A 15,260-nucleotide genomic window follows, 5' to 3' on the forward strand; every position below is an offset into this window, starting at 1 on the left:
GTGAGCACCCGAGTCACCCAGCAAGCCCAGCCGACACCGGCCCGCGACGGTCACATCTACGGCGAGCGTGTGCTGCGGCAGCGCGACGACGTGCCCGGGATCTATGGCGACGTCGACTTCTCCATCGTGCCGGAACGGCTCGACGCCACCGCGACCGTCGACGACCCGCGGTTCGCAAAGCTGCGCGACGCGGCGGTGCGGGTGTTCGACCGACCCGAGCTCCTGCAGACGATCCACGACTACACGATGACCGGCGACCGAGTGGTCGACGCCTACGCCGCGCTCATCCCCGAGCACGGCTTCCGGGCGCTGGTGGACCTGCTCGACCGGGCCTGCGAGCACGGCGTCGAGAACGTCGACGGCGCGCCGCCCGAGCTGTACGCGTTCATCGAGGCGATGGAGGCCACCCCGGACTGGGTCGACATGGACCTCGTCGCACAAGGCGCTCGAGCCGAGCGGGTGCCCATGGCCACGGCCACACCCTTCGCCATCCGGGGCGCCTTCCTCGCCACGTTCCTGAACAAGTACGCGGCCCTGCCGATGACGATGACGGGCGCGCTCTCGTCGAATGCGGGGTCGGATGCCGCAGCCGCGAAGCGCGTGTTCGAGACGGCCAGCTTTTTCTCCGCCACCACGATGCCCGGCGCGCTCGAGCGAGACGGCAAGGGCTTCCAAGCCGCTGCAAAGGTGCGGCTGATGCACTCGATGGTGCGCTTCCACCTGATGTCGTCGGGACGCTGGGACGTCGCCACCTATGGCATCCCGATTCCGCAGGTCGACCAGATGCCGGCCGGCACGATCGGCACGTTCTTGATGTCGGCTCGCTTGTTGGCCAAGGGAAAGACCGAGTTCACGCCCGCCCAGAAGGCCACGGTCGAGCTCGCTCGCTACCGCTGCTTCCTGCTCGGCCTGCCCGAGGATCTGCTGGGGGACACGCCCCAGGAGATCGTCGACCTGCTCGTCGCCCGCCACATCTCGCTGCGCGAGGCGTACGACGACGAGACATGCGGCGTGCTGGTGCGGGGCACCATGGACGCTGATCTGTTCGATCGGTCGACGTGGCGAGGACGAGCGCACGGTTGGCTCGAGAACGGGTTCTCGCGGTTCGTGCTGATCAACAGCTTCCTCAGCGGCGACGCGTCGCGGGCCGGGTCGATGGGGATCGAGTTCGGGCTGATGGACAAGGTGGCAGCCGGCGCCGCAATGGGTGTCATCGGCGTGAAGACGCTGGGCTACAACGTCGGCCTGCGTCTGCCGGTGGTCGGACCCATGGTCGACGACCGCCTCAACCGACGCCTCGCCCGGCTTCTCGAGATGTACGGCCACGCCGACTTCGTGACCGAACCCGGGAACTATCAGGTCGAGGTGCCCGTGTAGTTTCCCGGCGCTCCTTCCCGGGCGTTTCCCGCGCGGGTTCGTGTGGGCCATGATCGGCGGATGGACACACGACAGATCGGTGGGCTCGAGGTTTCGGCGGTGGGCCTCGGGTGCAACAACTTCGGCATGCGTATCGACGCCGACCAGACCCGCAAGGTGGTCGACGCGGCCATCGAGGCGGGGATCAACTACTTCGACACGGCCGAGGGCTACGGCGGTGGAAAGTCCGAGGAGTTCCTCGGGGCCGCGCTGGCCGGTCGGCGAGACCAGGTGTGCATCGCCACCAAGTGGGGGATGCTGCCGGTGGAGAACGGCCCGGCCAACGGCACCCGCGAGGCCGTGCGCTCGGCGATCGAGGGCAGCCTGCGTCGGCTCGGCACCGACCACATCGACCACTATCAGTTCCACAATCCCGACCCGGCGACGCCCATCGCCGAGACGCTCGCAGCGCTCGACGAGCTGGTGCGCGAGGGCAAGGTCCGCGAGATCGGCTGTTCGAACTTCTCGGCCGAACAGCTCGACGAGGCCGCGGCCGTGTCCGAGGCTGCCGGGTCGGCCCGATTCGTCACGGTGCAGAACCACTACAGCCTGCTCACCCGTGACCCCGAGACCAACGGCGTGCTCGATGCTTGTGCCCGTCACTCGATCGGGTTCGTCCCGTACTTCCCTCTCGAATCGGGTCTGCTGACCGGCAAGTACAAGGCCGGCGAGGATCTGCCCGAGGACAGCCGTCTCGCGGCATGGGGCGACCGGGCCGGCGCGTTCATCACCGACGAGCGCCTGGCCACCGTCGACGCGCTCTCGACCTGGGCCGCCGAGCGGGGCCACACCGTGCTCGATGCAGCCATGAGCTGGCTCACGTCCAACCCGCAGGTTGCCACTGTCATCTCCGGCGCCACCAAGGTCGAACAGGTCACCGGCAACGTCGCCGCCGGCTCCTGGCCCATGACCCCTGACGACCGTACGACCCTTGAGTCCCTCCTCCCGTAGCAGCAGCGTTGCATCCGGGGTCAGACCCCCGTTGCATCCGGGGACGGGTTTGGTGCCGTAGGGCAGGGGGAAGGATCCTGCCTATGTTGAACTTCGAACGAGAGACCGTCGACATCGGTGACACTCGGCTCAGTCGACTACGCCGATTCAACCTGTTGATGGGCGCGCTCCATCTCGTGTCCGGTGCACTGATGGTCGTGCTCGGCAACGACTTCGAGCTCGAGGTCAGCTCGTTCAGCCTCGGCGGTCCGCCCGGCACGCCGATCGCCGACGGCACCATCGACGTCGTCACCGGCGTGCCGCTCGCCTGGGGAACCGCAGCGTTCCTCTTCCTGTCGGCCTTCTTCCACTTCCTGATCGGCACGGTCGGCTTCGGCGCCTATGCCTCGGAACTCCGTCATGGACGCAACCGGTTCCGCTGGGTCGAGTACGCGCTGTCGTCGACGCTGATGATCGTTCTCATCGCGCTGGTCACAGGCATCACCGATCTTGCCGCGCTCATCGCGATCGCGTTCGTCAACGCGGCGATGATCCTGTTCGGCTGGATCATGGAGATGGTCAACGACGCCGAGCGGCCCACCTGGTGGACGCCGTTCTGGTTCGGGTCGATCGCCGGCATCGCCCCGTGGTTGGCGATCGCGACGTATCTCGTGATCAACGTCAACCGGGAGGGCGCCGAGGGTCCGCCGACGTTCGTCTACGGCATCATCGTGACGATCTTCGTACTGTTCAACGTGTTTGCCATCAACCAGTGGTTGCAGTACCGCCGGGTCGGGCGTTGGGCCGACTACGTCTACGGCGAGACCGTCTACATCGTGCTCAGCCTCGTGGCCAAGAGCGCGCTCGCCTGGCAGATCTTCGTCAACACCCTGATCTGACTCCAACTGCAACGGGGGTCTGACCCCAAGAGGGCTGGTCAGGTGGTGATGGTGCGGTAGAGGCGGGCGATGAAGGCGGCCATCTGTTCGCGGGTCACGTTGTCCGCCGGCGCATAGGTGGTCGGCGAGGTACCGGTGGTGACACCGAGTCCGGCGATGCAGCCGATGTCGCCACCGGCGAAGGAGCCGGCCGGGACGTCGCGGAACGGGTGGGGCAGGGGCGAACTGCAGTCGACGAGCAGGGCCGACAGCACGGCGGTCGACGGTCCCGAGCTCGCGCTGACGCCCGCACTGTTGCGGGCCGTGACGGTGAACGAGTAGGTGACCCAATTGATCAGGCCGTTGACGACGCACGAGGTTGCCGGGGCCGTGGCCGTGCACGATCCGCCGGGAGAACCGGTCACGGTGTAGGTGAGGTCAGGGTCGCCACCGTCGTCGGCCGGCGCGGTCCACGACACCGTCGCCGACGTGGTCGTGCGGTCCGCGGTGACCGCGGTGGGCGCGCCCGGGGCCGTGGCCACGAGCTCTGTCGGGGGAGTGGGGAGCAGAAGCTCACCGGTGCCGAACACGTTGTCCGACCCGGCGGCGCCGCGGTCAGCGGAGGCGCGGTCGAGGAGGAACGATCGAAGGGTCGGCGGAGTGGTCGCCGATCGGGACTGCAGCACGAGCGCAGCGGCGCCGGCGACGACGGGGGTGGCGGCACTCGTGCCGTTGAAGCAGTCGGTGAGGCTGGTGGCGACGCAGGACTGCCCACTCATGTCGGGCTTGACCCGCAGGTCGTTGGTCGGACCCTGCGAGCTGTAGGTCGCAATGGCGTTGCCGGTGGCGGGGTCGATCGCGCCGATCGACATCGCGCCGGGGTTGGCGGAGTCCGACGCCGGGCCGGAGGCGCTGAACGGGTTCGAGGAGTGCTCGAATCCATTCGAGTTCAGCATGAACTCGAGCACGTCACCGTTGGTACCACCGTTGGGGGAGAAGAGTCGGATCGTGAGGTAGGCAATGCTGCCGGTCTGGCCGCAGGTGTCGAACTGCTCGACGGGATCGGAGGTGGGCTGCGCGTCGTAGCTTCCGCCAATGACGTTGAAGGACGAGTCCAGGATCTGGATGTCGTAATCCGTGGCGTTCGGGTCGCCCCAGTCGCTCCAGCGCACACCATTGCTGAATCCGCAGAAGAAGCCGAGGGTCTCGTCCCCCGGGGCGAACTCGATGTAGCCGTCACCGTCTTGGTCGACCCACTGGCCGCGCCAGTACGACCCGCCGGAGGCGCCGGACGCGCTGGCGTTGTTTCCGGCGGAGTTGAGCCAGAGCATGCCATCGGCGACGGCGTTGTCCATCACCGCGGCGAGCGGGCCCGTGCCGTTGCCGGGTCCGTCATATTGCGCCGTGAGGGAACGGGAGATGATGTCGACGCCGTTGGCGTCGAAGTAGTCGACCGCGGCTTGGGTGTCGGCAGTGGAGATGGCGAGGGCAATGTAGATCTCGGCACCCGGTGCCATGTCGTGGATGAGTTCCGCGACGTTGTTGCCGTGGTTGTTGCTGGCGTCGAACACACTGCACGATCCGCCGTTGACTCGGCAGAACGTGCCCGACGCCGGCGGCAGATCGCCCGACGCGACGGCGGCGTTCCAGTTGGCTTCGTGGAACACGTCGATGATGCCGATTGTGACGCCGGAGCCGTCCCAGCCGGCTGCATGCCAGTCGTCGGCATTCGACTCGACGACGTGATCGCCGGTCGTGCCGCCCGCTTGGCCGGGACCGGCCGCGTTGGTTGCGCCGGCGCCGTCTTCGATGGCGGACTCGCGGGGCACGGTGAGGTACTTGATCGCCGGTTGTGCTTCGAGTGCTTCGAGGCGGTCGACCGGGACGAAGGCTTCGATCAGCCAGCCGTCGACCTCGCCGGTGATGGTGCCACCCGCCGCCGTGACGAGTGAACGAGCCTCGCCCGCGGTTGTGGTGTCGACGTAGTGCACCTCGACCAGAACCTCCTGCGTCGGTGACGCGCCGCTGAGCGAAAGGCCATCGTCGAGGAGTTCGACCGCGGTTCGCAGGTCAGAACTGGACAGCGTCGAGCCGTCCTTGGCCGGCGTCGGTGGCAGGGTGGCTGGTGCGCCGGTGGTCGGGTCGGACGCCGAGGCGGTTGCCGCCATCGTGGCGGCGACCAGTGCCGCGGCGGCGATGATCGCCCCGGTCCGTCGGAGAATGGGTCGCCCGTTCATAGTGATCTCCCGTATCACCCGTGGGTGATCGCCTCGCCTTGTATCGGCACGCCCTGCACCGCCGAGTGACAGTGGTACCACTTTCGGTGGTCAGCTGCCAGTGTCCGCCCATCATTTCAGATCGGTACGGGCTACTCCAGCGTCGGTGCCGCGGCCCGCCGTCACTCCGCCAGGACGAGACCTCGGGTGCCGTCGATTCGGACTCGTTGCCCATCGCGCAGCGTGCTTGTGGCGGTGCCGGTGCCGAGCACGGCAGGGATGCCGTGCTCGCGGGCGGCGATCGCCGCGTGGCTCAGCACGCCGCCGCCGTCGGCGACGATGGCCCGGGCCAAGGGGAACAGGGGTGCCCACGACGGGCTCGTCACCTGGCAGACGAGCACGTCACCGTCGACGAGTCGATGCATGTCCGCGTGACTCCGGATCACCCGTACCGTGCCCTCGGCGACACCGGCGGATGCGGCCACCCCGGCCAGGATGACGTCGTCATCGGCCGGCGGCGGTCCGACGACGGGGTATTCGTGGGCGACGACCCACAGCACTGGTTCGTTCACCTGGCGCAGTGCTCGAGGGAGTCGACTCGTATCGGGCGGTTCGCCCTGGGCGCCAATGGTGGCTGGACCGGGATTGGCGCGGACCCATGCCTCTTCGCCTCGCCGCTGCACGACCAGGGCGGCGAGGTCTGCCGGGTCCGGGCTGGCGGCCGGAGCGGTCAGCGCGTCGCAGAGCTCGTCGACGGTGAGGTACGCGGCATCGGCCGGTGTGGAGATGGTGCCGCACCCAGCGAGCCGTCGCCCGGACTCGAGCATGGCGAGCCGCAGCACGGCAAGGGGCCGGTCGCCGACGATGATCGTGTTGTCGTCGCGCAGGGGATAGACGGCGCGGGCGGCGGCCAGTACCCGATCGAACTCGTCCCGCCGGGCCGGGGAGAACGCGGCCCGGGCGCGCTCGGCCGCGTCGATCGCCGCAGCATGGTCGACCGCCTCGGGTTCGGCCAACAGCAGCTGTGTCACCATGCGGGGACGCTCGGCCAGAACTGGCATGCCGGCGTCGTAGTTGACCGATGCCCAACCGTGTTCGGCCACCCAGTCGTCGACCTGGGTGGCGAGATCGGCATGCACGGATGCGAGCGCGTCGACCGGTTCGCCGGGGCGGGCTTCGAGGGCGGCGAGCGCGCCGTCGGTGCGGCGGATACGCGTTCGGATGTCGTCGAGCGCATCGTCGGCGGCCCGGGTGGCGGCCGAGTGGCCGCCCAACATCGTGGCGATTGCCGCATCATCCCAGCCGAGTTCCTCCGCCACCAGCGTGTTGAGCGCGTGCAGGCGTTGGGCCCAGGGCATCACCAGACGGAAGTGGATCCGTTGACCGTCCTTGACCAGCGTGACCGCCGCGCGCATGTGGGCGGCGAGGGCCGCGTCGTCGAGCGTGTCCGGATCGATGGCTGCGAGGTCGGCGGCGCGGCCGGCCATGTGCGCCCGGTCGTGGTCGTGCCACTCGTCGACCCAGCGCTGCACCTGGTTGTCCGCGATGAGTCGACGGGCGATGGCGGTGCGGCGACGGAGTTCGGGAACGAGCCGGGAGGCGATGCCGAGCACGAATGCGGGTGGGGGCTTGCCGGCGCCGTCGGCATCGCCGAACGCGGGCATCACGCGGCCGTAGATCTCGCCGCCGACGAAGACCTGTTCAAGACCTCGGATGAGCATGCCCACCTCGTCGAACACCGCGCGGACGTCCTCGTCGCAGGCCCAGAGCAGCGACCAGCCGAACGGCGTCATCGGCTCGGGATAGTGGGCGGTGTCCTTCTGCCAGTTGTTGCCCTCGGGTAGAGCCGGTTGGATCGGGAGCGTCGTGATGGGCCGGGCCTGGACGAGCCAGAGGGTGTCGTCGGCCATGGCCCACTCGATGTCGTGCGGGCGACCGAACGAGGCCTCGACGGCACGAGCGGCGTCGGCCACCCGCAGGGCGATCTCGGTGGGTAGCGCCTGCGCCTGGCCGGTTCTCGCGGTGCCGCCGGCCACGTCGACCCGGGTGCCGCGAACGGTCAGGTCGGCGCCGATCACCTCGCCCTGCACGAGCGCCTCGCCGAGGCCGGAGGTGGCGGCCACGCGCACGACGTCGCGCGCACCGGTGATCGGGTCGGCGCTGAAGGCGACGCCGGCCCACTCCGCGGGCACGAGGTGCTGGAGCACGACCGCGATCTCTCCGGCGGCGCCGTGTTCACGGCCGGCCTGCGCTGATTCGTCGAGGCAGTGGCGTATGGCGGCGAGCGTGTCCTCGGTCCCGGTGACGTCGAGCACCGTGGCGGTCGCCCCGGCGTGGGCCCGGGTCGTGCCGTCCTCCCACGTGGTCGACGTGCGTACGGCGAGCGGTCCGTCCAGACGGCTGCACGCGTCGGCCACCGCAGCCGCGATCGTCGCCGGTGCCTCGCCGTCGGGCCAGGCGGCGGCGATACCGACGGGGAGGACCACACCGTCGGGCACGGCGAATCCGGCGGACCGCAATCGAGCCAATCCGGCCCCCTTCGTGCCGGCCACGTCGGCGTCCGCGGCGCGGGGGTCGTCGAGGTCGACCATGGCGAACGGGGGAAGCGCCGAGCCGGCAGTGGATGCGATGGGTGTGGTCATGTGGCCCCCTTGGTGCGGGTGTTCTCAGGCTTGTTCGTGGCGGACCCGGGGTCGGGTAGTCGGCCGTGTTCGGCCGCGTCGATCAGCGTCTCGGTCGCCCAGTTGACGAGTCGAGCAACGTCGTCGGAGGTGAGGCCGTATTCCTTGGTCAACCAGAACCAGCTGCGGTGGCTGGCGAGATGGCGCAGCATGATGGCGATCGCGTTGGCATCGGCGGTCGGCGCCGACGGCATCTGTGCGGCGAGGAACTCGGTGAGCTGCGCGGTGCGTGCGGCCCGGTCCCGGTCGCCGCCGACGTTGCCCAGCGGCATCTGAGCGAAAGCCTCACTGATGCCGCCGAGCTGCTCGAAAATCGTGGAGTTGATGGCGACGGCGTCGGTGAAGTCGGCAAGGGTCTCGAGGTCGGCGGCCTGGCGTTGGCCGAGCGCCCTTGTCCGTTCGTTGACCACCTCGCCCAGCGCGTCGAGCATGTCCTCACGGGTGGCAAAGTGGTTGTACAAGGTGCGCAGCGACACGCCGGCCCGTTCGGCCACCTCCTTCATCGTGAAATCGAGGTGGTGACGCTCGGTCACGAGGGCGGCGCAAGCGTCGACGATCGCCTGTCGCCCGAGCGCTCGCTGTCGTGTGCGCAGATCCTTCATGCACGGATGATACGCAACGTGCACAAAGTGTGCAATGAGCGCTCGTCGAGTCTCGCCTCGTCGAGCCCTACGAGAGGATCTCGAACGTCAGGCCGGCGTGGGTCCGGAGAGCCTCGATCAGGTGATCGCCGAGGGCGGTGGTCGGGGTCCAGAACCCGCCGGGCACCGAATCAGTGCCGGTGCGGGGGCGGGCAAGGAGCACCGATGCGCACTCGCCCAGCATCTTCGCGGTGGATCCGTAGCCCGGGTCGCGATCGCCGGTGACCTTGGTGTCGATGGTGCCGCCGTCGGCGGTGGTGCCGTACAACCGGATGTCGAAGAAGCCGGCTTCCTGCGCCTCGGGACTGGGGCCGTCGCCGGGCTCGGGGAGTACCCGGCCCAGGAGCTTGCGGGCGGGGCCGAAGGCGGCGACGCCCATGAACCCGCCGAGACCACCGGCGAGCCCTGCAGCCTTGGCCGCGCCGAGCGGGCCGGCCCCCATCATCATCGCCTCGTCGTAGAGGAAGTCGTCGCCCCAGGGCCGGTCCAGCAACGCGTGGGTGCGGTGTACGACCCGGGTGTTGATCGCCGCCATCACGAACGGTGCGACCCACTCGCCCGACGCGTCGTCCTTCTTCGGGACGACGATGTTGGGCTGATCCACGCCGGTGCGCATGCCGTCGGGGGCGAGTGCGTAGGGGTTGGCGAGCAGCTTGCGCAGGCCCGGGTCGCCGGCCGTTTCCTCCATGACGTTCATCATGCTGGCGATGGTGCCGCCGCTGGCCCCTCCCTTCATGGCCTTGACCCGCATGGCGATGCGAGAGCACGGCAGACCGAACCGCCCGATCGCCGCCTGTTGGGTGAACCACACGCCGAGGTCCGACGGGATTGAGTCGAACCCACACGAGTGCACGATGCGGGCGCCGCTCTGTTCGGCCGCCGGGCCGTGGGCGTCGATCATCTTCTGCATCCACTGCGGTTCGCCGGTGAGGTCGCAATAGTCGGTGCCGGCCGTGGCGCATGCAGCCACGAGTGCTGATCCGTAGAGCGCGTAGGGGCCGACCGTGGAGATCACGAGTCGGGCCGACGTCGCCAGCGAAGCCACGTCGTCGGCATCGGCGGCGTCGGCCACGATGCGGGGCACGTCGGCGCCGGTTTCGGCCGCGACCGAGCCGAGCTTGGCCCCGTTGCGACCCGCGATCGCCCAGCGGAGGTCGCCGTCGATCCCATGCCGGTCGACCAGGTACCGGCAGAGGATCTGACCGACGAAGCTCGTGGCGCCGAAGACCACGATGTCGTAGGGGCGATCAGCAGGAGGAGTGGACATGGTCGAGACACTAGGTGCTCTCACCCGGCGCCCGGCCTCCGCCCGCCCGGCCCACCCTGTCGGAGGTGCCGGCGCCGGCGATCTCGGGGTTTCGACCCGCCCGGACTGGGTAGGTAACCGTTACCTCTCTCACACGGAAGGAATCGTTCATGCTGTGGTTCTTGTTGGTCCTCTTCGTTCTCGGCCTCGTCTTCGGGGCGATTGCCCGACTGCTCGTCCCCGGTCCCGATCCCCTCGGCATCGGTGGCACGTGGCTGCTCGGCGTCGTCGGTTCGTTGGTGGGCGGCTTCCTCGGCTACCTGCTCTTCGGCACCGATCTCGATGACGGCCCGATCCAGGCCGCCGGTGTGATCGGCTCGATCATCGGTGCGGTGATCGTGCTTCTCGCCTACAACGCCATCAGCGACCGTCGAACGGTGAGCTGAATGACCTCGCCGGACCATCCCGCCGGCGACGGTGGCGGCGGGCCCGGGACACCGCCCGGTCCCGGTCCCGACCGCCCCATCACCCCTGATCCGACCAAGCCCCCCATGCCCGAGGTGCCCAAGCCGCCCACCTGAGCCGGTCGTATGTTCTCTCGTCGACTCTCATCATGACGAGCGGTCGACGAGTGGCCAGATCCGCTCGGTCGGCCGCAGCGACGCCGGCGTGGGTGCCCATCTGCGGCCGCGGTCGCTCGGCTGACGCCCGTTGCGGAATGGGGCGGATCAGCTGAAGGCGCCGGCGGCGAGGAGCGAGGCGAGCGTCCCGATCATGAACACCGCGAGTGTGAGCGCCATCGAGAAGAACCCGACGGTGACGGTTCTGGAGAGATCGCCGATCCGATCGCTCATCGTGTCGATGCGTTCGTTGGTGCTGTCGAGTCGGTCGGCGACGTTGTCGATTCGCTCGTTGGTGCTGTCGATGCGTTCGTTGGTGCTGTCGAGTCGGTCGGCGACGTTGTCGATGCGTTCGTTGGTGCTGTCGAGACGGCGGTCGATGCCCACGAGCCGGCCGTCGAGGCGCGCCATGTCGTCCTTGGTGGCGAGCTGCGTCCACGGGATCGGCGGCATGGACTCCATCATGGCATTCGCAGCGTCCTCGTCCATCAGTTCGAGCAGGTACTGGCGGATACGAAGGCGGGTGTTCTCGTCGACGGGCATCGGGCTCCTCCCGGTTCGGCATGTGGAGGGGAAGTCCGTGTGGTCACCGTAGGGCGGGAGTGTGACCGCGGGTGGCTCGAGGGTTCTGGCCGGCCGCGCGATGGCGCAGCCACGACGGCGGTGCCGTGTCAGGCGAGGATGGTGGCCATCACCGCGACGACGCCGACGAACAGCGTCATCATGGCGAAGACGATCATGCGTGCCGTCTCGGCGAAGCGCACCGAAGGCGCCCTTCGATCAGCGCCATCTCACCGGAGAAGCTGTGGAGCTGGGCGTCGAAGCGTTCGCCGAGTGCGTCGATCCGTCGGACAGGCGCCGGTGGAGCCGCAGGCGTGCGGGTTCGTCGACAGGGCATGTGTTCCTTCGTGGTTCGAAGTGCGACGAGGGGGAAGTGACCGCGAACCTCGGCGGCGAGTGTGACACCCGGTGGAGGTGCCGGGAGCCGTGGGGGCCCGTGGTCGCGCCGGAACGCATCGGCTCAGGGCCGAGCTCTGGCACGGCGGAGCCGAATCGGACCTTTCGCGCTCGACGGATCGACCACCCGACCCCGCTGCACGATCTCGATCTGCCCGTTCGCAACGAGTCGGTTCGCCGCAGAGCGGACCGGCGTCATCAGTTCTCGCCAGCCCACGGGATCGACCAACCTGGCCGCCTCGCTCGGACAGATCGTTGCACCGTTGGCGCGTTGGTCGAGCAGTTCGACGATGGCGTTCTCGAGTGCAGTGTCCGCGGGACCGATCTTGCGACGTCGGCACGCCTCCGAGCAGTACTTCACCTCGTCCCAGTTCTTCGCCCACGCCTTGCGCCACACCATTTCCCGGCCGCACGACGCGCACACCTTGACCGGCGCGGAACGACCCGCGTCTCGACTCACGACGGCGCGGTCCGCTTGCGCCACGCGCTGAACGACCGCACCGACCCCGGGCCTGGCGTTCGCAGCCAGGGCCACGGGTGGGTCTCGACCGGTTGCAGTGCGGCGGCCCTCGTCCGGAACCCGGGGACCGGCGCGTGGGTCACCGCGAGCGCCCGACCCGCCAGCTCGACGGCCGGGTGACCCAGGTGGAGCTCGACCGCTCGCATCTCCGCGAGCTCGGCGAGTGTCTCGGTCAGGAAGACGAGTCGCTTGCCGTCGAGGTGCAGGCGCGCCAGCAACGGCTCGTCGAAGACGAACACAACGGGCAGATCGGGGTGTGCGGCCAGTGCCGGGTCGGCGTGCCCCAGTGATTCCGCGGTGAGCCAGACGGCTTCCGGCTCCGCGATCGTGACGACCTGATTCGGACCGGTGAGATCGGTTTCCGCAGGCCACTCGACCGGCTCGGTCGGTCTGTCAGGCGGCCAGTCCTCGATGGGGCACGCAGCGCGGTGAGGGCACTGTCGACAGCACTGCGGGGCGCGCTTCTCGACCTGCCGGCGGCTGAAGCCGTAGGCCTTCGACGATCCGAACCCGGTGGTCCACTGCCAGCCGAGACGGTTGGCCGCGCGCGACCCGTCGAGCAGGTGAGCGAAGAACCGATCCTCGCCGCGGCGCCAGTCCTGCCCGTTACGGACCGTCCAATCGCTCGCGAGCCACATGCGCGACTGGTTCACGAGCCACCCGTCCTGCTCGAGTTCGGCGACGACGAGATCGAGGCACGGCAGCATCCGGTCCCACCCGTCGCCCGGCTCGGTCGCGACCGGCTGTTGCCGCAGCGGTTGTGCGGTGGCGTGACCCAGCCGTGCGTACCAGTGCCGCGCGTACTCCTGCCAGAGCAGCTCGTCCCGGAACTTCCGCACATCTCGCGTGGGGCCGCCGCCGACGGCGTCCCAGACCTCCCCGAGGCTCAACAGGCCATGGCGGATGTAGGGCGACAGCCGGGAGGCGCCGCGTCGTTCGGGTGGGTCGACCTCGTTGCGCCGAGCCGCGTATCGGGTCACGTCGAAGCCGGTGAGCGCGGCGTCGGCCTGCCCCTGGCCGCCTCGAATCGACGGGGACCCGATGACCGGTCGGTCGACGAGGTGGCCAAGGTTCTCCGTCACGAACGTCTCGACCGAGCTGCGGGTAGGGGACGGAAGCTCGAGTCTGGTCACCTGGTCATTGTTGATCATTGTGGCGATTCCGAGCCACGCGGCCACGACTGATGAACACGAATCGTCCCGAACCGCAGGTTGGTGAATCCGGTGAGCGTTCAGTCCGGCGAGTAGGAATCGACGACCCCCGTGGCGTGGGCTCGTTCGATGATTTCCAGCCCGAGCACCGAGAACACGAGGTAGACGATCGCCGCACCGAGCAGCGCCCATCCCCAACCGAAACCGGCGACACCGGCCACGACGCCGGCGAGACCGACGACCGGGGCGACGAGGCCGCTCACGCCGAATCCGATCTTGACGAATGAGGTGGTGATCGGCGAACGGCGCCAGAGGCCGAGCGACCACGCCAGCGTCGACGAGATCGACAGAGCGACGGCGAGCCAGCTCATCGTGCCGATCCACTGGTTGGCGAGCGCGAAGAGCGTGCTGCCGACCAGCATCAGCAGGGCGAGCACGTTCAGGTCGCCCGCCGCCGCGAGGCGCCGCTGTTCGTCGGTGAGGTCGCCGTTCACGGGCTCGACGCTCCCCCGGTGAGTCCGATCCGCATGGTGCACACGCTACTGGCGGGCCCGGCCGGAGGTGATCGGTCCCCGATCGACGGCGGGCCACCCGCCAGACTGGCCGCGTGTCCATGAGATCGACGATCGATCGCGTCAGGGTCCCGCGCCGCCAGTTGGCGCCGCTGCACGCCATCGCCCGCCGCGTCGGGTTCGCACTCGGACTGGTGGTGTTCGTCGCGCTCGTCGTGGTGCTGGGTGGCGACGGCTACGTGGATGTGACCGGCGAAACGATCGGGTTCCTCGATGCGCTCTACTACGCGTCGGTCACGGTCACCACCACCGGCTACGGCGACATCACCGCCCTCAGCGACGGTGCCCGGCTGGCCACGATCCTGCTGATCACCCCGGCCCGCATCCTGTTTCTGATCCTGGTCGTGGGCACGACGGTCGAGGTGCTGACCGATCAATCACGACGACTCATCAAGGCCCGACGTTGGAGGCAGCAAGTGAACGATCATGTGGTCATCTGCGGATTCGGCTCGACCGGTCACAGCGCCGCCGCCGAGTTGCTCAGCCGGGGGGTGGCGGCCGAGGAGATCGTTGCCGTCGACCGCGACGCCGCCGCGCTGGCCGCGGCGGCCAAGCTCGGCATCGTCGCGATCGAAGGAGACGCCACCGAGAACGACATCCTTCAGCAGGCGGCCATCGATCGGGCGAGAGCGGTCGTGGTGACCCCCAATCGCGACGACACTGCCGTCCTCATCACGTTGACCGTGCGGGAACTGAACGAAGGCGCGCACATCGTCACCGGCGGTCGTGAGAAGCAGAACCTTCACCTGCTGCGCCAGGGTGGTGCCGACGAGGTGATCGACTCGACGGCCTCCGTCGGTCGCATGCTGGCGCTGGCCACCGTGGCTCCCAGCGCGGTCGGCGTGCTCGATGACATCATCGACGCAGGCACCGGCCTCGAGTTGGCGGAGGTCGATCCCGACACGTCAGGTCCGGCCCCGGCGGTGCCCGAAGCGACGACGCTGCTGGCGGTCGTCAGGAACGGCGTTCGCCTTCCCGCGCATCTCGGGTTGGATCCCAACGGCGTCCGCGACGGTGACCGGCTGATCGTGTTGCGCCCGTCGTACGACGTCGGTCAGCAGTCCGTCTGACATCGATGGGTCGGGACAACCGCTTCGCTGAAGCTCCCCCGCCCGTCCGGTATCAGAGTGACGCCATTGCGGGCTCGTGGGTCGCCACCGACTCATTGGTGATCTGGGGGTGTCGCGTACTCGCTGAGCCGTTGCATGACGGCATCGCTCTCGTCGTCGAAGACGCCGCCGTACACTCCGAGGACCAGCGCCGGGTTCGAATGTCCTGCCCACTTGGCGGCGGCTCGAGGTGACGCCAGCGAGCGGCTCCACATCGCGACGCAGGTGTGGCGAAGATCGTGGATCCGCAGGCCGCGGAGTCCGGCGGCTTCGCTGGGCCGAAGCTCGGTGTGCCGTCGCGGCTGAGGGTCCGCGTTTCGGTG

General features: G+C 68.9%; 14 protein-coding genes. 6 read left to right on the forward strand and 8 right to left on the reverse strand.

Annotated features, from left to right (window positions below; all coding sequences use genetic code 11):
* The 3 genes from RIB98_14640 (at position 1) to heR (ending at position 3,245) form a co-directional block, all read left to right on the forward strand.
* Positions 1-1,377: an oxygenase MpaB family protein gene (locus RIB98_14640; protein ID MEQ8842218.1), complete on the forward strand. Its 1,377-nt coding sequence runs from the start codon at positions 1-3 to the stop codon at positions 1,375-1,377.
* Between the two features lie 60 nt (positions 1,378-1,437).
* On the forward strand, positions 1,438-2,367 hold the full coding sequence (locus RIB98_14645; protein ID MEQ8842219.1) for an aldo/keto reductase: 930 nt from the start codon (positions 1,438-1,440) through the stop codon (positions 2,365-2,367).
* 83 nt (positions 2,368-2,450) lie between these two features.
* On the forward strand, positions 2,451-3,245 hold the full coding sequence (gene heR, locus RIB98_14650; protein ID MEQ8842220.1) for a heliorhodopsin HeR: 795 nt from the start codon (positions 2,451-2,453) through the stop codon (positions 3,243-3,245).
* Positions 3,246-3,283: 38 nt separating this feature from the next.
* Here heR and RIB98_14655 read toward each other — a convergent pair whose 3' ends face one another.
* The 4 genes from RIB98_14655 to RIB98_14670 form a co-directional block, all read right to left on the reverse strand.
* Positions 3,284-5,461: a S8 family serine peptidase gene (locus RIB98_14655; GenBank protein MEQ8842221.1), complete on the reverse strand. Its 2,178-nt coding sequence runs from the start codon at positions 5,459-5,461 to the stop codon at positions 3,284-3,286.
* Between the two features lie 161 nt (positions 5,462-5,622).
* On the reverse strand, positions 5,623-8,082 hold the full coding sequence (locus RIB98_14660) for a PEP/pyruvate-binding domain-containing protein (protein MEQ8842222.1): 2,460 nt from the start codon (positions 8,080-8,082) through the stop codon (positions 5,623-5,625).
* Complete coding sequence (locus RIB98_14665; GenBank protein ID MEQ8842223.1) at positions 8,079-8,723, reverse strand: TetR/AcrR family transcriptional regulator; 645 nt, start codon at positions 8,721-8,723, stop codon at positions 8,079-8,081. Before RIB98_14665 ends, RIB98_14660 begins: the two co-directional genes overlap by 4 nt.
* Positions 8,724-8,790: 67 nt before the next feature.
* Entirely contained in the window at positions 8,791-10,029 is a 1,239-nt protein-coding gene (locus RIB98_14670; protein MEQ8842224.1) for a saccharopine dehydrogenase NADP-binding domain-containing protein, read from the reverse strand.
* Between the two features lie 149 nt (positions 10,030-10,178).
* Here RIB98_14670 and RIB98_14675 point away from each other — a divergent pair, with 149 nt between their 5' ends.
* Entirely contained in the window at positions 10,179-10,454 is a 276-nt protein-coding gene (locus RIB98_14675; GenBank protein ID MEQ8842225.1) for a GlsB/YeaQ/YmgE family stress response membrane protein, read from the forward strand.
* On the forward strand, positions 10,455-10,589 hold the full coding sequence (locus RIB98_14680; protein ID MEQ8842226.1) for a hypothetical protein: 135 nt from the start codon (positions 10,455-10,457) through the stop codon (positions 10,587-10,589). It begins immediately after the preceding gene.
* Between the two features lie 147 nt (positions 10,590-10,736).
* Here RIB98_14680 and RIB98_14685 read toward each other — a convergent pair whose 3' ends face one another.
* From RIB98_14685 to RIB98_14700, 4 genes are all read right to left on the reverse strand, one after another.
* Positions 10,737-11,171 (reverse strand): hypothetical protein, encoded by a 435-nt coding sequence (locus RIB98_14685; GenBank protein ID MEQ8842227.1) that lies wholly within the window; start codon positions 11,169-11,171, stop codon positions 10,737-10,739.
* A gap of 478 nt (positions 11,172-11,649) precedes the next feature.
* Positions 11,650-12,045: a DUF2256 and DUF3253 domain-containing protein gene (locus tag RIB98_14690; GenBank protein ID MEQ8842228.1), complete on the reverse strand. Its 396-nt coding sequence runs from the start codon at positions 12,043-12,045 to the stop codon at positions 11,650-11,652.
* Positions 12,042-13,238 carry an FAD-binding domain-containing protein gene (locus RIB98_14695; GenBank protein ID MEQ8842229.1) on the reverse strand — a complete coding sequence of 399 codons (1,197 nt, stop codon included), beginning with the start codon at positions 13,236-13,238 and terminating at the stop codon, positions 12,042-12,044. Before RIB98_14695 ends, RIB98_14690 begins: the two co-directional genes overlap by 4 nt.
* 98 nt (positions 13,239-13,336) lie before the next feature.
* Positions 13,337-13,750 (reverse strand): hypothetical protein, encoded by a 414-nt coding sequence (locus tag RIB98_14700; GenBank protein ID MEQ8842230.1) that lies wholly within the window; start codon positions 13,748-13,750, stop codon positions 13,337-13,339.
* 119 nt (positions 13,751-13,869) lie between these two features.
* On the opposite strand from RIB98_14700, the gene RIB98_14705 reads away from it, so the two are divergent.
* Positions 13,870-14,898: a potassium channel family protein gene (locus RIB98_14705; protein ID MEQ8842231.1), complete on the forward strand. Its 1,029-nt coding sequence runs from the start codon at positions 13,870-13,872 to the stop codon at positions 14,896-14,898.
* Positions 14,899-15,260 lie beyond the last annotated feature (362 nt).

The sequence above is a fragment of the Acidimicrobiales bacterium genome (assembly GCA_040219515.1).
Classification (GTDB): Bacteria; Actinomycetota; Acidimicrobiia; order Acidimicrobiales; family Aldehydirespiratoraceae; genus JAJRXC01.